Origin of the sequence: Bacteroides sp. AN502(2024) (assembly GCF_041227145.1) — a bacterium.
Taxonomy (GTDB): domain Bacteria; phylum Bacteroidota; class Bacteroidia; order Bacteroidales; family Bacteroidaceae; genus Bacteroides.
Window position 1 is genome coordinate 661,666 of record NZ_JBGFSP010000003.1, and the last position, 23,444, is coordinate 685,109.

At 42.6% G+C, this 23,444-nt stretch carries 16 protein-coding genes; 3 read left to right on the plus strand and 13 right to left on the minus strand.

Going from position 1 to position 23,444, the window contains the following annotated elements; all coding sequences use genetic code 11:
• Positions 1 to 463 precede the first annotated feature (463 nt).
• The 4 genes from AB9N12_RS02645 to AB9N12_RS02660 all read right to left on the minus strand — a co-directional run bounded on the left by AB9N12_RS02645 (position 464) and on the right by AB9N12_RS02660 (position 6,560).
• Positions 464 to 3,136 carry a collagen-like protein gene (locus tag AB9N12_RS02645; RefSeq protein WP_369889457.1) on the minus strand — a complete coding sequence of 891 codons (2,673 nt, stop codon included), beginning with the start codon at positions 3,134 to 3,136 and terminating at the stop codon, positions 464 to 466.
• A gap of 373 nt (positions 3,137 to 3,509) precedes the next feature.
• The gene (locus AB9N12_RS02650) at positions 3,510 to 4,448 is read right to left on the minus strand and encodes a tyrosine-type recombinase/integrase (RefSeq protein ID WP_369889459.1); all 939 of its coding nucleotides are present in this window, start codon (positions 4,446 to 4,448) and stop codon (positions 3,510 to 3,512) included.
• A gap of 161 nt (positions 4,449 to 4,609) precedes the next feature.
• Positions 4,610 to 6,247 (minus strand): chaperonin GroEL, encoded by a 1,638-nt coding sequence (gene groL, locus AB9N12_RS02655; protein ID WP_369889461.1) that lies wholly within the window; start codon positions 6,245 to 6,247, stop codon positions 4,610 to 4,612.
• A gap of 40 nt (positions 6,248 to 6,287) precedes the next feature.
• Entirely contained in the window at positions 6,288 to 6,560 is a 273-nt protein-coding gene (locus AB9N12_RS02660; RefSeq protein ID WP_004314007.1) for a co-chaperone GroES, read from the minus strand.
• Positions 6,561 to 6,869: 309 nt separating this feature from the next.
• Here AB9N12_RS02660 and AB9N12_RS02665 point away from each other — a divergent pair, with 309 nt between their 5' ends.
• On the plus strand, positions 6,870 to 9,398 hold the full coding sequence (locus AB9N12_RS02665) for a prolyl oligopeptidase family serine peptidase (protein WP_369892785.1): 2,529 nt from the start codon (positions 6,870 to 6,872) through the stop codon (positions 9,396 to 9,398).
• A 144-nt stretch (positions 9,399 to 9,542) separates the two neighbouring features.
• Here the strand turns inward: AB9N12_RS02665 and hisS are convergent, their stop codons facing one another.
• The 8 genes from hisS to AB9N12_RS02705 form a co-directional block, all read right to left on the minus strand.
• Entirely contained in the window at positions 9,543 to 10,907 is a 1,365-nt protein-coding gene (gene hisS / locus AB9N12_RS02670) for a histidine--tRNA ligase (RefSeq protein ID WP_369892786.1), read from the minus strand.
• A gap of 75 nt (positions 10,908 to 10,982) precedes the next feature.
• Entirely contained in the window at positions 10,983 to 11,663 is a 681-nt protein-coding gene (locus AB9N12_RS02675) for a zinc metallopeptidase (protein WP_369889463.1), read from the minus strand.
• 119 nt (positions 11,664 to 11,782) lie between these two features.
• Positions 11,783 to 13,090 carry an alpha-L-fucosidase gene (locus AB9N12_RS02680; protein WP_369889465.1) on the minus strand — a complete coding sequence of 436 codons (1,308 nt, stop codon included), beginning with the start codon at positions 13,088 to 13,090 and terminating at the stop codon, positions 11,783 to 11,785.
• 109 nt (positions 13,091 to 13,199) lie between these two features.
• Positions 13,200 to 14,468, minus strand: a complete 1,269-nt coding sequence (locus tag AB9N12_RS02685; RefSeq protein ID WP_369889467.1) for an adenylosuccinate synthase — start codon at positions 14,466 to 14,468, stop codon at positions 13,200 to 13,202.
• A complete protein-coding gene (locus tag AB9N12_RS02690) occupies positions 14,465 to 14,953 on the minus strand; it encodes a Fur family transcriptional regulator (RefSeq protein WP_369892787.1) in 489 nt (162 codons plus the stop codon). The genes AB9N12_RS02685 and AB9N12_RS02690 overlap by 4 nt, the downstream gene beginning before the upstream one ends.
• Before the next feature lie 81 nt (positions 14,954 to 15,034).
• The gene (locus AB9N12_RS02695; RefSeq protein WP_369889470.1) at positions 15,035 to 15,697 is read right to left on the minus strand and encodes a DNA alkylation repair protein; all 663 of its coding nucleotides are present in this window, start codon (positions 15,695 to 15,697) and stop codon (positions 15,035 to 15,037) included.
• A gap of 6 nt (positions 15,698 to 15,703) precedes the next feature.
• Positions 15,704 to 17,752: a dihydrofolate reductase gene (locus AB9N12_RS02700; RefSeq protein ID WP_369889472.1), complete on the minus strand. Its 2,049-nt coding sequence runs from the start codon at positions 17,750 to 17,752 to the stop codon at positions 15,704 to 15,706.
• A gap of 95 nt (positions 17,753 to 17,847) precedes the next feature.
• On the minus strand, positions 17,848 to 18,312 hold the full coding sequence (locus AB9N12_RS02705; protein ID WP_369889474.1) for a helix-turn-helix domain-containing protein: 465 nt from the start codon (positions 18,310 to 18,312) through the stop codon (positions 17,848 to 17,850).
• A 251-nt stretch (positions 18,313 to 18,563) separates the two neighbouring features.
• Between AB9N12_RS02705 and recQ the strand changes: the two genes are divergently transcribed.
• Positions 18,564 to 20,390, plus strand: coding sequence for a DNA helicase RecQ (gene recQ / locus AB9N12_RS02710; RefSeq protein WP_369889476.1), 1,827 nt, complete (start codon positions 18,564 to 18,566; stop codon positions 20,388 to 20,390).
• Positions 20,391 to 20,596: 206 nt separating this feature from the next.
• Here recQ and AB9N12_RS02715 read toward each other — a convergent pair whose 3' ends face one another.
• The gene (locus AB9N12_RS02715; protein ID WP_369889478.1) at positions 20,597 to 21,415 is read right to left on the minus strand and encodes a tetratricopeptide repeat protein; all 819 of its coding nucleotides are present in this window, start codon (positions 21,413 to 21,415) and stop codon (positions 20,597 to 20,599) included.
• A gap of 148 nt (positions 21,416 to 21,563) precedes the next feature.
• Here AB9N12_RS02715 and AB9N12_RS02720 point away from each other — a divergent pair, with 148 nt between their 5' ends.
• The gene (locus AB9N12_RS02720) at positions 21,564 to 23,399 is read left to right on the plus strand and encodes an LTA synthase family protein (RefSeq protein WP_369889480.1); all 1,836 of its coding nucleotides are present in this window, start codon (positions 21,564 to 21,566) and stop codon (positions 23,397 to 23,399) included.
• The last annotated feature ends 45 nt before the right edge of the window (positions 23,400 to 23,444 follow it).

Below are 23,444 nucleotides of genomic sequence, written 5' to 3' on the forward strand. Positions count from 1 at the left end.
TTTTCTCATTGTTTGAGTAGATAATCTACATGGCAGAATTTAGTTCAAGTCCGTGCGAAAAAAAATAGACTTTGGGTGCGATTACCCTAATTGATAGCTAATGCATTGAGAAATAAAAAAGCGAAGCTTCCAAAGAAACTTCGTTTTTTTGTTATTATAATATCCGAAAGCAATATATATACGCTTATGATCAGCCCGCATCCCGATATAAAGCGAATAAAAAGCCCGGACTTTCGCAAGCCCGGGCTCTCTGTATTCTCAAAACATCTCCTTAATTTATTGGGAAAATAAGGGACTAGCCAATTGATTCTAGTGCCAAGAAGAAGATGTTATGAGATTAAAGTAAAGGGATACCTGTGGGAAATAAGGGAGGTATCCCTTTCAGAAAGATAGGTATAAAAAGATATACTTTCACAAGCATAGTCTTTTGACCTATCTTTCAGCATATTTCTTTTAGTTTGAATTATTTCGCAACTTTAACATAAACAGTTTCAGTTGTCTTTTTACCCCACTTATCAGTAATGATAATATTTACCTTACAGGTCGGAGGAGTAACAATCGGTGTTTGAGAAGCTGATTTAGATATAACTATTTCATCATTGCTTACAAAACTATTCTTGTCTAATGACAGATAATCTTTAGCATTCTGGTCTTCCAATACAAGATCGACAGATTTAATTCTCTGATCATCAAATTTATAGTCAGCCCCATAAGCATCTTTCTTTATGAAATCTTTAGCCAAAAGCTTCTGTGAACTTCCACCGTCAACTACAAATGGATTATCTTTAGTGCCTGTTTCACCATTATATTTAAAGGTACCTTCGAAGATTTCAGACTTCACAGTCAAGTAGAACTTGTCAGTAATAACATTCAAGCGCTTATTTCCAAACGGAGCATAAGATACTGTGATATTGCGACCCTCATAAGCACCACCCCAAGCATCATAAGGTGCTACTGTAATCTTATCACTCGCCTTTTTGTCCTCATCTAACCATGGTTTGGCATATTCTTTCTTACCGTCCTTTTCCTTAAACGGTATTTCTTCGCCAAATGAAATAAGCAACTTGTCATCCTCTGTAATAGTACCTTCTTGATAGAGGTTATAAAGATTATATGTGATATTACCTTCAGCTTCAGTATCATTTACATTACCATAAGCCGTAGCATTATCACCGTCAAAATAAGCTTCTGCACGTTTAAAGTTAAACAAATCTTTATTAACCTGATTTACAGCTATTTTGAATTCTGTTTCATACAAAAATTCGTTATTCAAAGCTGCATCAGAAGTTTTATTCTTGAATTTAACAGTTGCGGTATGAGAAACTGCAGCAATCGTTTTATGATCAAATGTAGCTTTAATCACAAATTTAACGATCTTATCAAGATCTGCTTTTGCTATCTCATGACCTTCTATTACTTCTGCTATCTCATTTCCATCTTTATCCAAGCCTACCAAAGCTAACTTGATACCTTCTTCATATTCCAAATCTTTCTCACCATTGATTTCGACTTTACCGTCAGTATAGGCTATTGTCGTTTTAATACCAGCGATGTTTTTCTTTATGATATCTACTGAAGGATCTGCAATCGCTGAAGTTGCTGTAAGTTCATTTTCTTTACCACTTACAACCCAAGTCATATCTGCAATTTGAGCATCTTCTGCTTTATACGTAAAGGTTAAAGTCAAAGTCGCAGTCATCTCTTTACCTTGAATAGTAAGATACTTGATGGTAACAGGCAATGCTCCCTCCTTATTAGCGATAATTTCTTTCGTATCTTTATCGAAGTTAGCTTCGACTTTTCGAAGATCTTCATCTTTAATTTCATAGAAATAATCTACAACACCATTCAAACCATCACCTACCAGTTTATCCAAATTATGAGGAGTTCTGAATTCTACCTCTTCACTGGCATTCTGTAGAGTTTCTTCTTTATTAGATGCCGAAACTTTCACATCATATTGAGAAATGATTTCATTGCCCCATGCATCTTTGGTTATAAGCGCATAAGCGATATTACTATCCAAGTTTTTCGGATCTACTCCTTCTTTGAATTTTAAAGTCAAATCGTAAATACCCTTATTGACCGTACTTTCTTCAGCGCGAGTCAACGCCTTTTCACTGGTATTCGCATCAATAGCAGCTATAACAAAATTAGTATTACCTTTTGAGTCAATCAAACCAATTTCATAAGATCGTATATCATCAAGTTTCAAGTTAACCGGATTGATCAGAGCATGAATCACGCTACCTCTAGCCGATAAGAATGTTCCTTTCGGATAAGTTTTTCCATTGAACTTAACACCATCTTTTTGTCCTACTACCCCATAGTATAAAGAAGCTTCAGCTATAGAAGAACCTAAATCAACATTTCCATTCGTTTCGCCAAGTGCACGCATACTAGTGATACAGGCCACCTTCGGCATAGAAACCTTTTCCCATTCTTTAGTTTCATTATTGAGAACATTCAATACCCAAACTAATGGATTTTTAGGATCAGCCGTTACATAGATGTGAGAAGCTGCTTCAAATTCTGTCTTCTTATATTCTCCAGATTCAGCATTCCAAACCTCCCAGAAACCATCAGCAGATATACGTGGTGATTTTCCATCTTCGCCTTTATCGCCTTGTGGACCCTGGATACCTTGTTCACCTTGAGGACCCTGTTCACCCGGAGCACCCGGAACACCTTGTTCACCTTGTGGGCCCTGGATACCCTGTTCGCCTTGTGGCCCCTGGATACCTTGGTCACCTTTATCGCCCTTATCCCCCTTCTGTCCTTGAGAGCAAATTCCGGTGTCTTTTCCGTCGATAATCCAATTCTTTGTAGTAGGATTGATTTCAATTTTCGTACCAGCTGCACCTGCTGCACCGTCAGTACCATCCGTACCATTTACGATAGAATAATTCTTACCATCATTAAAAGTAATCTTAAATCCACCGGTAATTGGTTCTACAGCAGTAACCCATTTACCCTCTTTCACAAAATTCTGTAACTCGGCAATGCTAGCTTTGTTTGCGTCAATCTGTGTCTGCAGATTGTCAATGTCATCATCGTAGTCTTTACAGCCTACATAGGTGACAGTAGAAAGCACCAACGCCCCGAAGAACATCACTTTTACAAATTTCCTTTTCATAACTACTTAAAAATTACATTAATAATATATTATTAAACACTAAGTTTCAATAATAATATGCCCGTTACTTCGTAGGTAACGGGAAAACCTTTGTGCCTGCTCTTTGGGAGTAGTCTATACTGGAAAATACCACGATATATAACGAATCTTCTAACCCCTGCTTATCAGAAAAAGTAGAGGGGAGGGGAATCTATTGCAAAATTTAGACGTTGACACCGTTCTAAGACAAAGAATCCACGTGTTCTTCTATGCTTGTTCCTTTTTTAAGTAATTTATTGGAAAAAATGTACGATTTCGTTTGGATGTTTTAATAAATATACTCATCTTTGCACCGATATTTAATTCCGTTACCTACGAAGTAACGGGCTATTTATCAACAAATTGCAATGCTAACTGTACGATTTACAAAATCGATTACCCGCCTATTGGCCTCATCTATTTTCTTATCCCTGAAAGGCTTCAAATAGGTTTCGGTCACAGTAATGGAAGAGTGTCCCATCGCTTCGGAAATAATTCCCGGATGAATCTCACAATAATAGGCTGTCGTAGCCCAAGTATGCCGCGCGGTGTAGGAGCTTAATCTATCGCCCAGTCCCAACAATTCACCCAGCAACATCAGCTGGCGGTTGAAGGTGCGCAATGCCAGCTGGTATTCACGATAGGCCTCCGGACTCCCTTCACGGCTCTTCAACAAAGGAAACAGATAAGGAGAAGAACTGTCACGGTTCATATATCTCTCTACCAGAATCATCGCTTCCGCAGTCAGCGTCACAGAAAGGGTACGACCTGTTTTACGCCTGCGATACGTGATCACATTGTCACGCAAATCACTCTTACGCAGATAGGCGAGGTCGACAAATGGCAAACCGCGCAATAAAAACATCAGGGTAAACAGCTCCTGTGCCTGACGTAAGGACGGAGAGACGACAAAGGATTGCGAAAATCCGGCAAATACTTTCTTTAAATCCTCTTCATCCAACGCACGCTTATGGTCGGCACGAGTTCCGGTATAAACTGAACGGAACAGGTGGGGAACATAAGTTGCCTCACGAAGAACAACGGCACGATTGTAAACTGCACGAAACGTGCGCAAATAAGTGGAAACGGTATTCCAACTACAGCCACGACTGCGAAGGTGTACCTCGAATCCTTTTAACCACTCCGAACTCACCTCGTCAAAGGTAAAATCTTCTTTCCCACAATACGCAATGATGGCATTGAGACTGCTACGGTATACATGAGCAGTACCAAAGTTTCCCTCCATCTGTAGCCCACGGGCCACTTGCTTCATAAATGTTACTACTTTCAACATCTCTCGATTTATTAATAATTTAGACAATAAATATAGGAGTATTCTAACATTTGGACAAATGGAAGGGGGAAATGTTGAAGAAATACAAAAAAAGAACCACCTCCCCTGTCAGGGAAAGTGGTTCCTATCTTCTTATGTATTTTCTTAAGCGAAGGCCTGAATTACATCATTCCACCCATGCCTCCCATTCCGGGAGCACCCATCGGCATTTCCGGCTTCTCTTCCTTCTTTTCCACGATTACACATTCAGTAGTCAGGAACATACCAGCGATAGAAGCTGCATTTTCCAAAGCTACACGAGCAACCTTAGCAGGGTCTACTACACCGGCAGCGTGCAAGTTTTCGTAAATGTCCAAACGAGCGTTGTAACCAAAGTCACCTTTTCCTTCACGTACTTTCTGAACAACTACCGCACCTTCTTTACCAGCATTGGCAACGATCTGGCGAAGTGGCTCTTCGATGGCACGTTTAATGATTTCAACACCGGTTGTTTCGTCAGCATTGTCACCCTTCAGACCTTCGATAGCATCGATGGCACGGATGTAAGCCACACCACCACCCGGGATGATACCTTCTTCGATAGCTGCACGAGTTGCACGTAAAGCATCGTCTACACGGTCTTTCTTTTCTTTCATTTCCACTTCAGAAGCAGCACCTACATAGAGAACAGCCACCCCACCTGACAATTTAGCCAGACGTTCCTGCAATTTCTCACGGTCATAGTCAGACTTAGTTGTTCCGATTTGTGCTTTGATCTGTTCGCAACGTTCTTTGATATTGCCTTTGTCACCCGCACCGTTCACAATAGTTGTGTAGTCTTTAGTAACTGTAACTTTGTCAGCAGTACCCAACATTTCGATGGTAGCCTGTTCCAGTTTCAGACCTTTTTCTTCACTGATAACAACACCACCTGTCAGGATAGCGATATCTTCCAACATTTCTTTACGACGATCACCGAAGCCCGGAGCTTTCACTGCACAAATCTTCAGTTGAGAACGCAGACGGTTTACTACCAATGTCGTCAACGCTTCACTATCTACATCTTCTGCAATTACCAGCAGAGGACGACCCGTCTGTACAGCCGGTTCGAGGATAGGCAAGAAATCTTTCAGGTTAGAGATCTTCTTGTCATAAATCAGGATGTAAGGTTTCTCCATCTCACATTCCATCTTTTCCGTATTTGTCACGAAGTAAGCTGACAAATAACCACGGTCGAACTGCATACCTTCTACAACACCGATAGTAGTGTCTGTCCCTTTTGCTTCCTCGATAGTGATCACACCGTCTTTAGAAACTTTACGCATAGCGTCAGCAATCAATTTTCCGATTACCGGGTCATTGTTTGCGGATACAGTGGCAACTTGTTCAATCTTATCGTAATTGTCACCTACCGTTTCAGCCTGATTCTTGATTGATTCTACCACTTTGGCAACAGCCTTGTCGATACCACGTTTGATATCCATCGGACTGGCACCGGCAGTTACGTTCTTCAAACCTTCAGCTACGATAGCCTGTGCAAGAACGGTTGCAGTAGTTGTACCGTCACCGGCATCGTCACCTGTTTTAGAAGCCACTTCTTTTACCAACTGTGCACCGGTATTCTGGTAAGCATCTGACAATTCAATTTCTTTTGCTACTGTCACACCATCTTTTGTGATGTGTGGAGCACCGAATTTTTTCTCGATGATAACATTACGTCCTTTCGGACCCAGAGTTACTTTTACTGCATTTGCCAAAGCATCGACCCCTTTTTTCAATTGGTCACGGGCATCGATATTGAATAATATTTCTTTTGCCATCTCTTTATTTACTGTTTAAAATTTGATTTACTATTATTAATTAACCCAAAACTGCGAGAACATCGCTCTGACGCATGATCAGATATTTAGTACCTTCAACGTCAAGTTCCGTTCCGGCATATTTGCCATAAAGAACCGTATCGCCTACTTTCAATACCATTTCTTCGTCTTTCGTACCGTGACCTACTGCCACAACTTCACCCTTCAAAGGTTTTTCTTTTGCTGTATCAGGAATAATGATACCACCAATTGTTTTTTCTTCTGCAGGTGCAGGGAGGATAAGCACTCTGTCTGCTAATGGTTTAATGTTCATAGTTACTTTATTATATTTTAGTTATACATTATAATTGTTAGATGTTGCCCGTCTTTTCAGGCGGAACGCTAAAGTCACTGCGAAAAGCGTGCCAAAGCAAATAAATGATTCTTTGTCAGAAATTGGCTGACAAAATGACAGAGCAAGGGTTCGTTTCCACATACATTGCCTATCTCAGTGGGATACTGAATCAATCGAATAGTAAAAAAGGAAGTTATTTAGTTGTATGCTAAAAACATATTCCTTACATTTGCCCGAATTCATTATATTAATCCTTTTATTAACTTACAACACATGAAAAAGAGAGGAATGGTCTTTACCATTTTATTGGCAGCCGGGGTTGCTTTCCAAGCCCGGGCACAAGAGAAACTGACGCACTACAAAGTAAGAAATGCTATCGAAGTACGCACTCCCATTATGAACGACAGCATTAATCCCAAAGGAGAAAAACACTCGGTGAAAATGTTACTCAAAACACCGGTCGTACTGGATTTGCCGGATGCTCAAATGCAGTTATTGGCTGTCGATACGGCAGGTTATCTGAGCTTGGAAAAAGCGGAGAAAAACTATAAACTCTACTTGCTGAAAACGCAAATACGTGCAGAACGCTTCCTGAAAGGGAAACTGAAAGTGACTTCTCCCGTTCGTTGGGAAATCTTTATCGACGGAGTTTCCAGACAGACAAAAGACACTGCCCAAGACAGTATCACCTCCGCCTCTTCCCGCGAAATAGCTATCAACATGGAGCCTGAACGCGATTATGAAATTACATTCAAATTACTTTCCGCTTCGACAGACAAAGCCACCCCAACCTTGAAATGTGAACTGATTAAAGACGAGAAATTCAAGGAGATTGCCTGCACACTTTCTCCCGATGCCAAACAACGTTTCTCGCTTGATAATACCGTATATGGCAACCGAACGATTTCTGTCGCCATCTCTCCCAGCGGAAAATATTTATTAACCCGTTATTGGAATAACCATTCCGCCAAACGGTCGCGCACTTATTGCGAACTCAGCGATCTGAAAACCGGAAAAGTTCTTTTGGACAACGCAAGGGACGGTATGCGCTGGATGCCGAAAAGTGACAAGCTGTATTATACCGTCACTGCCCTAAGTGGAAACGATGTAATCACACTCGACCCAGCGACACTCCACGAAGAGGTTATTTTAAAAGGAATCCCCGAACAGAGTTTCACCTGGTCGCCCAATGAGGACTTCCTTATTTATTATCCCAAAGAGGAAGGAGTAAAGGAAGAAGGTCCTCTCCACCGCATTGTAAGTCCGGCAGACCGTATTCCCAATACCCGAGGACGCAGCTTCTTGGCCAAATATGACCTAACCAACGGAGTTTCCGAACGGCTGACTTACGGTAATCACAGCACTTATCTGCAGGATATTTCTCCTGACGGGAAATACATGGTATACAGCACTTCCAAAGAAAATATCACCCAACGTCCTTTCTCTTTGTCTTCTCTCTATTTGGTAAACCTGGAGACTCTGAAAGTAGATACGCTTTTCCATGATGAAAGATTTCTCGGTGGTGCCAGCTATTCACCGGACGGAAAACAGTTGCTACTGACTGCAAGCCCCGAAGCCTTCGGCGGTATCGGCAAGAATTGCGGTCCCCACCCCATTGCCAATGATTTCGACACGCAAGCCTTTATCATGGATTTAGCTACACGCAAAATCCAACCGATAACCAAAGACTTCAACCCTACTGTCAGCCCCTTGCAATGGAACCGCGGCGACGGTTGCATCTACTTCAACACAGACGATGGTGATTGCAAAAATATCTACCGCTATTCTCCGAAAAACGGTAATTTCGAAAAGTTGAACCTTGAAACAGATGTCGTCAACGATTTCACCTTGTCTGAATATAATCCGGCTATTGCCGCCTATATCGGTCAATCGGATAGCACTTCAGGAGTCGCCTACCTCTACGATATGAAGAAAAAGACTTCCCGCCTGCTTGCCGACCCGATGAAACCGATTCTGGACAAAATAGAATTAGGAAAAACAGAACCTTGGAACTTTACGGCTTCGGACGGAACGGTTATCACAGGAAAGATGTGTCTCCCACCCGAGTTCGACCCCAACAAGAAGTATCCGCTAATCGTTTACTATTACGGCGGTACCACTCCTACGACACGCGGTATAGGCAATCCATACTGCGCCCAGCTGTTCACATCACGTGATTACGTAGTATATGTCATTCAGCCCAGCGGCACTATCGGCTTCGGTCAGGAGTTTTCCGCACGCCACGTCAATGCTTGGGGAAAGCGTACTGCAGATGATATTATCGAAGGAACGAAACAGTTCTGCAAGGAACATTCCTTCGTGGATACAAAAAAAATCGGATGCATCGGTGCTTCTTATGGTGGATTCATGACCCAATACCTGCAAACCCGGACCGATATTTTCGCCGCTGCCGTATCTCATGCAGGTATCAGTGACGTGACGAGCTATTGGGGAGAAGGTTATTGGGGATATTCATACAATGCGATTGCAGCTGCCGACAGCTATCCCTGGAAGAATCCGGAACTGTTCACCCAACAAGGTTCCCTGTTCAATGCCGACAAGATCAACACTCCGTTATTATTGCTGCATGGCACGGTGGATACGAATGTACCTATCGGAGAAAGTATCCAGCTTTTCAATGCGCTGAAGATATTAGGCAAGACCGTAGAGTTTATTACCGTGGATGGCGAAAACCATTTCATTTCAAATTACGACAAACGTATCAAATGGCACAACTCTATCATGGCTTGGTTTGCACGCTGGCTGCAAGACCGTCCCGAATGGTGGAATGAGTTATACCCGGAACGTCATTTGTAATCCTGATTGTAGCTCTGGTATCATATCCCACTTACAAATTCTGAACCGTACAATCTATTAAATAATAAAGGTGTCGCTGATTCTACATTCAACGACACCTTTATTTATTATTATGCAATCAATTTATCCTATCACCGTCTCTGCTTATTTCTTCACAGCAGCAATCAACTCTTCTGCCGAAACAAGATTCTGTTCTCCTGTCTCCATATTCTTCAACATCACCTTTCCTTCGTTCATCTCATTTTCACCGACGATGGCCACAAACGGAATATTCTTCGCATTGGCATAGCTCATCTGCTTCTTCATCTTGGCAGTATCCGGGAAAATTTCTGCACGGATGCCGGCAGCACGCACTTCAGCCAGAATTCCCATAGAGAAAGCGGCTTCCTTTTCACCGAAGTTGATAAACAGAAGCTCTGTTCCATTCACAGCTTCTTTCGGATAAAGTTCGAGCTGGTTCAGGACATCGAAGATACGGTCTGCACCGAAAGAGATACCTACTCCCGACACCCCTGCCATACCAAATACTCCGGTCAGGTTATCATAACGGCCACCACCTGTAATGCTGCCAATCTGCACATCCAATGCTTTCACTTCAAAGATAGCACCTGTATAATAATTCAGTCCGCGAGCCAAGGTAAGATCAAGTTCGATTTCATTCTTCAAGCCCATTGTTTCCAATGTATTCAAGATAAATTCGCTTTCTTCCACTCCCTTCAATCCTACTTCACTGGCTGACAATACGTTTTTCAATGTTGCCAGTTTCTCCGCATTCGTACCGCTAAGAAGAATAATCGGCTGCAACTTGGCAATAGCCTCACTACTGATCCCCTTCTCTTTCAGTTCGGCATTTACATGATCCAAACCGATTTTATCCAGTTTATCAATCGCTACGGTAATATCGACAATCTTATCCGATTCACCTATAATTTCAGCAATACCGGAAAGAATCTTACGGTTGTTAATCTTAATGCATACACGAATACCGAAACGGCTGAATACAGTATCGACAATCTGCATCAATTCCACTTCGTTCAGCAACGAATCACTTCCTACAACATCGGCATCACATTGATAAAATTCACGATAGCGTCCCTTCTGCGGACGGTCAGCACGCCATACAGGTTGAATCTGATAGCGTTTGAACGGGAAAGTGATTTCATCACGATGCATCACCACGTAACGGGCAAAAGGTACTGTCAAGTCATAACGCAAACCTTTCTCACAGAATTTGCTTGCTAGTTTGACAGCATTACGACTTAACAATTCTTCGTCAGTAATCCCGGAAAAGTAATCCCCTGAATTCTGAATCTTAAAGAGTAGTTTATCTCCTTCATCGCCATACTTTCCCATCAGTGTAGAAAGCATCTCTATGGAAGGAGTCTCTATCTGCTGGAATCCATACAAATGATATACGTCACGAATCGTATTGAATATATAATTACGCTTCGCCATTTCTACCGGCGAAAAGTCACGAGTTCCTTTAGGAATACTTGGTTTTGCTGCCATCATATTACTGTTTATAAATTTAACAGTGCAAATTTACGGCAAATTTTCGAGCAATGCTTACATATATAAAAAAAATTAATCTCTTCTACCCATGAAGATCATGATGTAGTAAACCAACGTAGCCAGTGAACTCAATGCAGCAACGACATACGTATAAGCGGCAGAACGAAGAGCATCTTCAGCCTGTGCATGATTGTACGAATTAGTAATGCCGGATGAGCTCAACCAAACCAATGCACGTCTACTTGCATTGATTTCCACCGGCAGCGTGATAAAGCTGAACAGGGTAGTCATAGCGAACAAGATAATACCCGCCAGCAATAACTGCGGAAAAGTATTCACCATCAAGATACCACCCAACAATACCCATGTCATAATGGAAGATGCAAAGTTCACAACTGGAACCAGTGCACTACGCATTTTCAACGGAGCATACATACGTGCATGCTGCACAGCGTGTCCACATTCGTGGGCTGCCACGGCAGCCGCCATTATGCTATTACTTTCATAGACCCCTTCACTCAAATTTACTGTTTTATTAGTAGGATTGTAGTGGTCGGTCAACTGTCCCGGCGTATGTGTAACCTGCACATCATAAATTCCATTGTCATGCAACATCTTCAAAGCTACATCACGCCCTGTCATGCCATTTCCGGTAGGAATCTTGGAGTACTTCTTGAACTTGTTCTGCAAATTCATCTGTACCACCCAACTTACTACGGCAATTCCAAAAAATAATACCCAATAAGCCATCATATACTTTTCATTTTAATTATTACTCTATATCTATATGGACAAATAGTTTGCCAAAAGTAAGGGGAAACTACCAATGTCAGAATAGTTTCCCCTTGCTTTTATGAAGAATTATCTAAAAATTAGTCAATTGTAAGTTCTACTACATAGTCAATATCTTTCGGCACATCGGCAAACTCCAGCAAAACACCTGCTTTCGTTTTGGTAAAGCGGACCGGAGACTGGTCTTTGAACAGCACCGCTTTCTTCACTTTCTTATCTGTCAAAGGCAGGAACAACGCTCTATCTTTCAGATTGAGGATATGCACATAAAGCTTATTGCCTTTCTGTGTCGTCACTCCCCAGTCGTGCGGGGCAACTGCGCCGCTACGTGTTCCGTAGATAGTTTCGCCATACTGCTCCATCCACTCTCCCATCTCTGCCAGACGCTGCACTGCTACCGCAGGGAGTTCCCCATCGGGTTGAGGACCGATATTCATCAACAGATTAGCATTCTTACCGGCTGCTTTCACCAAGTAATGAATCAATGTTTTCGTAGACTTATAATTTTGGTCGGTAATCTTATATCCCCACATACCATTCATCGTTTCGCAAGTCTCCAACGGCAGATGACTTATATCCTGTCCCGAAAGACCCGCTGAATTTTCACCGGGCAGGTCACGTTCAAAAATCTGAATATCTTCCCCCGCAAAAGGTGTCTGATGATGATTATTACCGATAAGGCATCCCGGTTGGAGTTTATGAATCAATGCGTATTGTTCAGGCAATTCCCAGTCGAAATCTTTATTCTGATCCTGATCCCACCATCCATCAAACCAAATAGCGCCTATCGGACCGTAGTTTGTCAACAGTTCTGTCAATTGGTTATTCATAAATTGATAATAGCTTTTCCAATCTCCTTTCGAATTCGGGCGTCCCGTTCCCCGTCCTGTACGTCCCCAAGGATAATCCTCACGTACCCAGTCGAGATGCGAATAATAGAAATGAAGCTTGATTCCATGCTTCGCACAAGCGGCTGCCAGTTCTTTCACGATATCACGCTTGAAAGGAGTCGCTTTCACTACATTATAATCCGAATACTGGGTATCAAACATGGAAAATCCCTCGTGGTGACGAGTGGTAAAACAGATATATTTCGCCCCCGAAGCCTTGATAGCCGACACCCATTTGTCCGCATCAAACTTGGAAGGATAGAAGCCGCCTGCCAGTTTGGCATATTCCTTATAATTCAGATTATTGTTTGTCATAGTCCACTCACCGGTAGCAAGCATGGCATACAATCCCCAATGAAGGAAAATACCAAACTTATTGTCCTGAAATTCCTGACGTGCTTTCAGATTCTCTTCGGTAGGTTGGTAAGAAGAAGACTGTGCAAATGCACTAACGCCCATTGCGAGCAATAAAAGAAAAGTAATAAACCGTGTTTTCATAAGGCATTCTTTATTTTCTGTTCATTCATAATGATATACAAAAGCTTGAATAAGAAAGGCGGAGTTTTTTCTTCAATCCCCGCCTTTCCTCCATATAATAAGTCAATTATTATTCAGTGTAACGTTCGATGGTCTGTGCTCTGTCCGGTCCTACGGAAACAATCTTGATTGCTACCCCAAGCTGCTCTTCCAAGAAAGTCAGATAAGCATTGAACTCTTCCGGAAATTCGTCTTCACTCTGCATCTTAGTCATATCCGTCTGCCAGCCGGGAAGTTCCGCATACACAGGTTCCACCCCTTCTGTGATGTCATACGGGTAATAATCGATTTCTTCACCGTTCACTTTATAAGCGACACAAGCTTTGATGGTTTCGAAAGTGTCGAGTACATCGCTCTTCATCATAATCAATTTGGTAACCCCGTTGATCATAACGGAATACTTCAGCGCTACCAGGTCGATCCATCCGCAACGACGCTTACGTCCGGTAACCGATCCGAATTCATGTCCCAAAGTACATATCTTGTCACCTGTTTCATCAAACAGTTCTGTTGGGAACGGTCCTGATCCTACACGAGTACAATATGCCTTGAAGATACCATACACTTCACCGATACGGTTAGGCGCCACTCCCAGTCCGGTGCAGGCTCCCGCACATACGGTATTGGAAGAGGTCACAAACGGATACGAACCGAAATCAATATCAAGCATAGTACCCTGGGCTCCTTCACAAAGAACGCTCTTACCATCTTTCAACAGCTTATTCACTTCATGTTCGCTATCTACAAAATGGAATTGTTTCAGGTATTCGATACCTTCCAACCAGGCTTTTTCCAGTTCTGTCAGGTCATATTCATAATTCAGACTCTTCAGAATTTGCTCGTGACGAGCCTTCGCAGCAGCATACTTCTGGTCGAAATGATGAAGAATGTCACCAACACGAACACCGTTACGGCTAACTTTATCCGTATAAGTAGGGCCGATCCCTTTGCCGGTGGTTCCTACTTTGGCATCTCCTTTGGCTGCTTCATAAGCAGCATCCAGAATGCGGTGTGTCGGAAGGATCAGATGGGCCTTCTTTGAAATGTGCAAACGTTCTTTCAGCGGATGCCCTGATGCTTCAAGTGCTTCTGCTTCTGCCTTAAACAATGCCGGATCAAGTACCACACCATTACCGATGATGTTTACCTTATTTCCCTGAAAAATACCGGAAGGAATAGAGCGAAGCACATATTTCTGTCCTTCGAACTCAAGCGTATGACCGGCATTCGGACCGCCCTGAAAACGGGCAACCACATCATACTTAGGTGTTAAAACGTCGACTACTTTTCCTTTACCTTCGTCGCCCCATTGTAATCCTAATAGAACATCTACTTTCATTTTTCTTTTTTATTGTTGTTATTTATCTTTTTCCGTTTGTTAGCTCTGTCGCACTTACTACATACCCCATATATATATAAGGAGTAATGTGAAAGCTGGAAGCGGCTTAATTTCGTATTTTCAATGGCATGCTGCAATTCCTCGTTCTGAAACTCGGTCACTTTACCACATTGAGTACATATCTGATGATGATGTGTCTCGCGATTATATGATTTTTCGTATTGGGAAGAGGTGCCGAACTGATGCTTAATGACCAGCCGTGCGTTGATAAGCAGGATAATGGTGTTATAGATTGTTGCCCGGCTCACCCGGAAGTTCTCCTGAACCATCATCCGCAAATAAAGCATGTCAATGTCGAAATGACCGTCGATAGAATAAATAGTATTGAGTATGGCGTAGCGTTCAGGAGTCTTACGATGCCCGTTCGCTGTGAGATATTCCGTGAATATCTGCCTTACTATATCTTTCACGTTTTGAATTTCCATCATCAGCCAAAATTAGTGCGAACAAAGTTAAGCCTTTTTTGCGGAAAGCAAAAAAATTCTTCGAAATAAGTAATGGGTATATTATTCTTCGGTCTCTTCCTTCACCATGTTGTAGAGCATCTGTTCTCCTTCCAAGGTAGAATCAGCCATTCCTTCCACCAGACGACATACTTGAAAAGCATGTTCCTCACTATGCTGCATATATTTGCGGATAACCAGTAAAGCAGCGTTACGAACATGATAACTGTCGGAATGTACGGCACAGATTGCCTGATCGAGTAATTCACCGGAGGCACGTTCGGTCATATCGCCTTTCTTCATCAGAAGACGGGCGACAGTCAGAAAACCGCAAGTCTGTATATACTCTTGCTCGTTTGCAATCCAGTGAAAAGACTTGGCAGGAGCATACGGTAAATGCTGGAAGAGATTCATGCAAGTCAGTTCGGCTATTTCGATATTCCGGATATTTTCTACCCAGATGTCGGCTATCTCGGGATAGAATGTTTCAACCGGCTGAAGCATCCCTGCCAGAATTTTACATTCACGAATGTCCTCTTTCCACAAAGCCTGCGCCAACTCATGATTCTTCTCATAACTTCCGGCAATCATCTTGATGCGAGGCAATTCTACTCCGAAATTGAGTTTATAAACCAGCCCTTTTTCACGCATACTTTGGGACACAGCCCCGTTCATTGAGAGACGGAGCTGTGTCTTGATATCTTTTAATTGTTCTCTAATATCCATTTCAAATCAGTTGTTTATTGAAGGCAACGGAGAATAATCTGTGCTGTAACGCAGCATTTGTTCTGCATAACCTTCATCATAAGAGACTGTGACATCCGTGACATTTCCGTTTTCATCTGTCACCAACTCGTATTTCGGATTCACAAAGCCTTTGTAAGGAGCCAAATTCAGCTTTTTATAACGTTCCAGAACTTCTGCATGCAAAACCGGATCCACTTTTACTGCATAGTTTTCTACCAATGCACGGGCACCTTCAAAATCACCTGTCGACTTAATGCGCTGGATTTCAGCCAACAATTCACCGAAAAGTTGGCGTACCTTCTGATAGTCATTAATCACCACATAAGTCTTTCCGTCTTTTTTCACCAATTCCACCACTTTATCGGCAGTCCCCTTTTCAAATACCCAACGGGCTATCAGCTGGCGATTACGCATATGAGCTTCTTCAACACAATTTCCCGGTTCGATACGTACCAGTTGTGTCATCAATCCATTCATCAGATAAGTATAATATTGAGCCTTATAAGCATCGGGAGAAGAGAGCAGTCCCAATTCCACCAGCTTCGGATCGGCCACATAATACAATCCGAATAAATCGGCACGTGCCTCCTCGATGGTAGAGCCATAAGCCTTCAACGCATCAGGATCTACCCCCGGAAGCAACTTACCGGAACCGTGTCCCAGACATTCATGCAAGTCCGTATGAAGCTCATCCGTTACATCAGAATAGGCATCGATCAGCTGTAATTCCGCATCACTATAAACAAATTCTTCGTTGAATCCATTTCCATGGGCAGCTTTATTATAAGCATCCGTTATGTTTCCGATAGTCACCGATTTGGAACCATGGTGAGCACGAATCCAGTTGGCATTCGGCAGATTAATACCTATGGCAGTTGCCGGATAAAGATCACCCGCAAGAATAGCAGCAGTGATCACTTTTGCCGATACGCCTTTCACCTTTTCTTTCTTGAAAGACTTATCAACCGGAGAATGATCTTCAAACCATTGCGCGTTGCTGCTGATAATCTCCGTACGGTGTGTCGATTCCAGATCTTTGAAGTTCACCAAAGATTCCCAGCTCGCTTTCATTCCCAAAGGATCGCCGTAACTTTCGGTAAACCCATTCACAAAGTCGATGCGTGAGTCAAGGTCTTTCACCCAAAGAATCGCATATTCATCAAAATCTTTCAAATCACCGGTTTCATAGAATCGAATCAGTTGGGTGATAACAGCTTTCTGTGCCTCATTCTCTGCCACACCTTCCGCTTTCTTCAGCCAATAAACAATCTTCTCAATTGCCTGTGTATAGAGCCCGCCTACTTTCCAAACCTTCTCCGTCAACTTCCCGTTTTCTTTTACCAGCCGACTGTTCAGTCCATAAGAAACCGGCGTTTCATCTTTCGGATCTTTCAGCATGCCATAAAAATGTTCCGCCTCTTTCTGCGTCACTCCATCATAATAGTTGCAAGCAGAAGTCAACACCAGATCTTCACCGTCCGCCTGATTGACCCGTTTCGGCATAATCGCCGGATCGAAAATCACCGGGAACAGCTCAGCACAAAGTTGCTCGACAGTCTGCCCTTTCTCCAACGGAAGTAACTGGGCATCCAGACTGAGCACAGCCTGTTTCAGGAACTCCTGCGAGAAGTCAGGTACAAATTTTTCCGCACCATAGTGATGATGAATACCATTGGAGAACCATACCCTTTTCAAGTACACCTCCATATTCTTAAAATCAGGCGTTGTTTTATCTCCCTGATAGTTTGTATATACTGCTTCGAGCATCCTACGGATTCTCAAATTATATTTCCCATTCTGGTCAAACAATATATCCCTTCCTTCCAGAGCAGCCTCTGTCAGGTAATAAACCAGCTCCTTCTGTTTCAGCGTCAGTTCCTCAAATCCGGTAACCTTATAACGCAATATTTGTAAATCAGCAAATTGTTCCACTGTATAATCAAATTTTTCTGCTTTAGCAGTTGTTGTTTTACTTCCTCCGCACGATGTTAAAAGCGTGGCGGCCACTGTCATAAAAATCAGATGTTTTCTCATAATGTTAGTATTGATTAATAAAAATGAGAAAAGGAATTATCTCCAAAATATGTCCTTCAGAGGTAATTCCTTTTGTTCGGTTTCAGAACGCACAATTATTTCTTATTCTCCATGTGTCTTTTGCGATATCCGTTAGGAGTCTCACCTATGTTCTTGTAAAATGCAGCGTAAAAAGATTGACGATTTGCAAAGCCAACCATGGCGCTAATTTCTTCTACATTCTTGTCGGCATAACGTTTATCAGTCAATAAATGCAAAGCATCTTTTACTCTGTATTCATTCAACAGGCAAGAATAGTTCATGCCAAAGCGTGAGTTTACTACAGCAGAAAGATAACGAGTGTTCGTCTTCAACTCTTTTGCCAAGTCCTTAGCCGAATAATCAGGATCCTTATACTTCTTCTGTACAACGATAATATTCAAAATCTTATCATACAACTCGTCTGCCAATTCCGGTCTGATCAAAGACCTATATGCAGCCTTCTTCTCTTTCTTCTCCCTCAAATTGTAGGGACGTTTTTTCGGAGTTTCTTCCGTTTTCTTGTTCTCTAAATCACTCATTGAATTAACGGGTTAGGGTTTGTTCATTGATTAATAATTGCTCATTTGCAACATAATATGTTACAAATGTCTTACTTTTTTTTTAAACAAACAATTATTCTGTGCAGTTTTTTCTAATAAAAAAATCAAAAACCTTGAAAAAGTCAGGAATAGACTCGAATAATAAGAAACTTTAACTTATTTGTCATTCATATCAGAAACAGCCATCTACCCATGATAAAAATTGCCGAAGAAAAATGTACCTTTGCGGCATGGATAAAGCAACATCACTGAGAGAAACTCTAAAGACATATTTCGGATACGATAGTTTCCGTCCACTGCAAGAAGAAATCATCTGCCACATCCTGAACAGACAGGATGCACTGGTGTTAATGCCTACCGGTGGGGGGAAATCGATCTGCTACCAACTTCCCGCACTGCTTTGCGAAGGTACCACCATCGTCGTTTCTCCACTCATCTCATTGATGAAAGATCAGGTAGAAGCATTGCTGGCAAATGGTATCGCTGCCGGCGCACTGAATAGCAGTAATGACGAAACGGAAAACATCCATCTGCGCCGTGCCTGCATCGAAGGTCGACTGAAGTTGCTTTACATTTCACCGGAGAAACTTTTGGCAGAAAAGGATTATTTGTTACGGGATATGAACATCTCTCTGTTTGCCATTGATGAAGCACATTGCATTTCGCAATGGGGACATGATTTCCGTCCGGAATATACACAGATGGGAGTGCTCCACCAACAATTTCCGCAAATACCGATTGTCGCACTAACTGCCACTGCGGATAAAATCACGCGCGAAGACATTGTACGGCAACTGCATCTTAACCATCCACGCATCTTCATTTCCTCGTTCGACCGTCCCAACATCAGCCTGACTGTGAAACGTGGGTTTCAAGCGAAGGAAAAGAACAAGGCTATCTTAAAATTTATCCACCGCCACGGGGGAGAAAGTGGGATTATTTACTGCATGAGCCGAAGTAAGACAGAAGCCGTCGCACAAATGTTACAGAAGCAGGGCATCCGTTGCGGTGTTTATCACGCCGGATTATCCACTCAACACCGGAATGAAACACAAAATGATTTTATTAACGACCGCATACAGGTGGTATGTGCCACCATTGCTTTTGGAATGGGGATTGATAAATCAAACGTCCGATGGGTCATACACTATAACCTGCCTAAAAGTATGGAAAGCTTTTATCAGGAGATAGGACGTGCCGGGCGAGACGGTCTGCCCAGTAGCACTGTCCTGTTTTATTCATTGGGAGACTTGCTATTACTGACGAAATTCGCATCGGAAAGCAATCAGCAGAATATCAATCTGGAAAAGCTTCAACGCATGCAGCAATACGCAGAAGCAGACATTTGTCGGCGCAGAATCTTATTAAGCTATTTCGGAGAAACGACAACTGAGGATTGCGGCAACTGTGATGTTTGTAAAAATCCCCCTCAACGATTTGACGGTACGGTCATTGTGCAAAAGGCATTAAGTGCCATCGCCCGCACAGAACAACAAATCAGCACAGGAGTGTTGATTGATATTCTCCGTGGAAATTATTCTGCGGAAGTAACCGGAAAAGGTTATCAGCAACTTAAAACATTCGGTGCCGGGCGCGACATTCCTCCTCGTGACTGGCAAGACTATCTACTTCAAATGCTGCAACTCGGCTACTTTGAAATAGCTTATAACGAGAACAATCATCTCAAGATAACGTCAAGTGGAAGCAATGTTCTCTTCGGAAGGACGCAAGCGGCATTGGTCGTTATCCAACATGAGGAAGCTGTTACCCGAAAAGGTAAAAAGTCCAAAGTGGTTGTCGCCAAAGAACTTCCTTTCGGTGCGACAGGCGGCGAAAGCCAAGATTTGTTCGAAGCACTGCGAGGATTACGAAAACAGCTTGCCGATCAGGAAGCATTGCCCGCCTATATCGTCTTGTCAGACAAAGTCTTGCATCTACTTTGCATCTCACGTCCCACCACGATCGAAGAGTTTGGAGAAATCAGCGGTATCGGAGAATATAAGAAAAAGAAATATGGAAAGGATTTCGTAAATCTGATTAGACAGTTCGTAGAATAAAAGCATTTCTTTAATCGTATAAATTGACGAATCAACTGACTAACTATTATTCGTTCCACCCGGGTTATCCTTTCGTTCCACCTATGTTTCCCTTTAGTTCCACCTAGGTAGAACGAAAGGGAAACATAGGTGGAACGAACCAATACCCATAACAAAAGCCTCTCACTTATATAAACCGGAGAGATATAATAGGCTTATTAATAACTTCACTTACATTGCTGCAATTGTTCGTGCAAATCGGCAGGCAGTACTCCCAAAGAGATTGCCTTTTCAAAATCCGCTTTAGCCAACACCTTCTTCTTTTGAGCCAGATAGATATTTCCGCGCAACAGATAAGCATCAGCCGAGGCGGCATCCAGCCGGATCGCCTCCTCCAAATCAACCAATGCCAAATCTTCATGCTTCATTTCACGTTCCACGTCGGCACGGGCAATATAAAGTATCGCATCGTCAGGAGTGGCCGTAATCATCTTATTCAGAATTTCAAGAGCTTCCCGGAATTTTCCTTCTTTCTGCTCCAGAGTAGCCAATCCCAGACGACCGCTATAACTCTGCGGATCCAATTCCAACAAACGGTTATAATCGATCCTCGCAGCCGGATAATCCCGGCGGAGCACATAAATATAGGCACGCATCAATAAGGCTTCCTTGTTCTGCTTATCCTCATCAAGGACCTGACAATAATCGGTGTAAGCACGGTCTGTTTTTCCCATTTCCATATAAATGGCGGCACGGTCGAGTAAAATAGGAACTGCCAAAGGAACAAAATTCAGTGCAAAAGAATAAGATTCCAGCGCTTTGTCAAACTTACCCAAACGACGCTGCACCAAACCCAAGTTGGAAAAAAGCAGCGCATTTTTGGCGTTCTTCGGTTCCAACTTCAAAGCTTGAAGCAAAAGTTCCTCCGCTTGAGAAAGACTGTCTTTCTCGATACATTCAATGGCCCTTTCGGACAATTGCTGATAAGTTTGTGCAAATGCAACAGCCGGAAAACATAAAAACAAAGCTATCAGTATTCTTACCATGATTCAAGTTTTTTCTGTTCTCAAATTCCCGCCAATACGGGAGACGACAAAGATATGGAAAAAAAGAGATGTTTTATGCCACTTCATAAGAAAGATAAGGAAAAGTATAGTAACTTTGTATCCGTTCAATCTTTTTAAGTTTACAGATATGAAAAAGAGAATCGTACAATTTCTCACGACCTATTTTTTATTTGTTCTTTTATTCGTTCTTCAGAAACCCATCTTCATGGTTTACTACCATGACTTGTATACCGACACATCTTTAAGTGATTACTTCCGTGTCATGTGGCACGGATTGCCTCTGGATTTATCTCTTGCAGGCTACCTGACCGCTATCCCCGGCTTACTGCTCATCGCCTCCGCCTGGACGAGTTCATCCGTACTCCGCCGCATCCGGCAGGGATACTTCGGAATAATAGCCTTTGTCATGGCCTGCATCTTTATCATCGATTTGGGATTATACGGCTTTTGGGGATTCCGTCTGGATGCTACTCCCATTTTCTATTTCTTCTCTTCCCCCAAAGATGCGATGGCAAGTGTCAGCTTCTGGTTTGTACTAGGGGGCATCTTATCTATACTGGTCTATGCAACCATTTTATACTTTATTTTCCATTACGTCCTTATCCGGGAGAAAAAGCCACAGAAAATACCTTATCGACGTCAGCAGGTCTCGCTTGCACTCCTTTTGCTGACAGCCGCACTCTTCATCCCCATCCGGGGCGGATTCAGCGTATCTACCATGAATTTGAGCAAGGTCTATTTCAGCCAGAACCAACGCATGAACCATGCAGCCATCAATCCGATATTCAGCTTCATGTATTCCGCCACACACCAGAATAATTTCGATAAGCAATATCGCTTCATGGACCCGAAAATAGCTGACGAATTATTTGCAGAGATGGTAGACAAGCCTGTATCGGCAACAGACAGCATCCCCTCATTATTGAATACACAACGTCCGAACATTATTTTTATTATCCTTGAGAGTTTCTCCACACACTTGATGGAAACTTTCGGAGGACCACCCAATGTAGCTGTCAATATGGATAAATTCGCTAAAGAAGGCATATTATTCAGCAACTTCTACGGCAGCAGTTTCCGCACAGACCGCGGACTGGCATCCATCATCAGCGGATATCCCGGACAGCCAAGCACCAGCATCATGAAATATCCCGAAAAGACGGACAAACTTCCTTCTATCTCGCGTAGTCTGAAAAATGCCGGATATCACCTGGAATATTACTATGGCGGAGATGCCGACTTCACCAATATGCGCTCTTATCTGGTATCTTCCGGCATCGAAAAGATTATCTCCGATAAAGATTTTCCTCTGTCCGAACGCACAGGAAAATGGGGAGCACAAGATCACATCTTATTCCAACGCCTGATGAAAGACCTGAAAGAAGAAAAACAAAAAGAGCCGTTCCTGAAACTTGTTCAGACATCAAGCAGCCACGAACCGTTCGAAGTCCCGTTCCACAGGCTGGATAATAAAATCCTCAACTCCTTTGCGTATGCCGATAGTTGTGTAGGAGACTTCGTGAAACAGTATCAAGAAACACCGCTATGGAGAAATACCCTGTTTGTACTCGTTCCCGATCATCAGGGTGCCTATCCGTATCCGATAGAAAATCCGCTGGACGGCCATACCATTCCACTGATTTTAATCGGAGGTGCAATCAAGCGACCTCTTGTGGTAGATACTTATGCTTCACAAATTGACATTGCCGCCACCTTGCTTGCCCAATTAGGATTGCCGCATGAGGAATTTACTTTCAGCAAGAATATCATGAATCCGGCCTCTCCTCATTTCGCATACTTTACCCGACCGAACTATTTCGGAATGATTACCGCCGACAACCAATTAGTGTACAATCTGGACGCAAATACTGTGCAACTGGATGAAGGTAGCGCCAAAGGAGCCAATCTGGAGAAAGGAAAAGCATTCTTGCAGAAGCTCTACGATGATCTGGCGAAACGCTAGGAAATAATCAATATTGAATATTTATCAAGTAATATAAAACAATAA

What these genes read in the sequence shown, in the direction of transcription:
- AB9N12_RS02645 (WP_369889457.1), bottom strand. Translation starts at nt 3,136, where the DNA reads ATGAAAAGGAAATTTGTAAAAGTGATGTTCTTCGGGGCGTTGGTGCTT.
- AB9N12_RS02650 (WP_369889459.1), bottom strand. Translation starts at nt 4,448, where the DNA reads ATGTTGAAAGTAGTAACATTTATGAAGCAAGTGGCCCGTGGGCTACAG.
- groL (WP_369889461.1), bottom strand. Translation starts at nt 6,247, where the DNA reads ATGGCAAAAGAAATATTATTCAATATCGATGCCCGTGACCAATTGAAA.
- AB9N12_RS02660 (WP_004314007.1), bottom strand. Translation starts at nt 6,560, where the DNA reads ATGAACATTAAACCATTAGCAGACAGAGTGCTTATCCTCCCTGCACCT.
- AB9N12_RS02665 (WP_369892785.1), top strand. Translation starts at nt 6,870, where the DNA reads ATGGTCTTTACCATTTTATTGGCAGCCGGGGTTGCTTTCCAAGCCCGG.
- hisS (WP_369892786.1), bottom strand. Translation starts at nt 10,907, where the DNA reads ATGGCAGCAAAACCAAGTATTCCTAAAGGAACTCGTGACTTTTCGCCG.
- AB9N12_RS02675 (WP_369889463.1), bottom strand. Translation starts at nt 11,663, where the DNA reads ATGATGGCTTATTGGGTATTATTTTTTGGAATTGCCGTAGTAAGTTGG.
- AB9N12_RS02680 (WP_369889465.1), bottom strand. Translation starts at nt 13,090, where the DNA reads ATGAAAACACGGTTTATTACTTTTCTTTTATTGCTCGCAATGGGCGTT.
- AB9N12_RS02685 (WP_369889467.1), bottom strand. Translation starts at nt 14,468, where the DNA reads ATGAAAGTAGATGTTCTATTAGGATTACAATGGGGCGACGAAGGTAAA.
- AB9N12_RS02690 (WP_369892787.1), bottom strand. Translation starts at nt 14,953, where the DNA reads ATGGAAATTCAAAACGTGAAAGATATAGTAAGGCAGATATTCACGGAA.
- AB9N12_RS02695 (WP_369889470.1), bottom strand. Translation starts at nt 15,697, where the DNA reads ATGGATATTAGAGAACAATTAAAAGATATCAAGACACAGCTCCGTCTC.
- AB9N12_RS02700 (WP_369889472.1), bottom strand. Translation starts at nt 17,752, where the DNA reads ATGAGAAAACATCTGATTTTTATGACAGTGGCCGCCACGCTTTTAACA.
- AB9N12_RS02705 (WP_369889474.1), bottom strand. Translation starts at nt 18,312, where the DNA reads ATGAGTGATTTAGAGAACAAGAAAACGGAAGAAACTCCGAAAAAACGT.
- recQ (WP_369889476.1), top strand. Translation starts at nt 18,564, where the DNA reads ATGGATAAAGCAACATCACTGAGAGAAACTCTAAAGACATATTTCGGA.
- AB9N12_RS02715 (WP_369889478.1), bottom strand. Translation starts at nt 21,415, where the DNA reads ATGGTAAGAATACTGATAGCTTTGTTTTTATGTTTTCCGGCTGTTGCA.
- AB9N12_RS02720 (WP_369889480.1), top strand. Translation starts at nt 21,564, where the DNA reads ATGAAAAAGAGAATCGTACAATTTCTCACGACCTATTTTTTATTTGTT.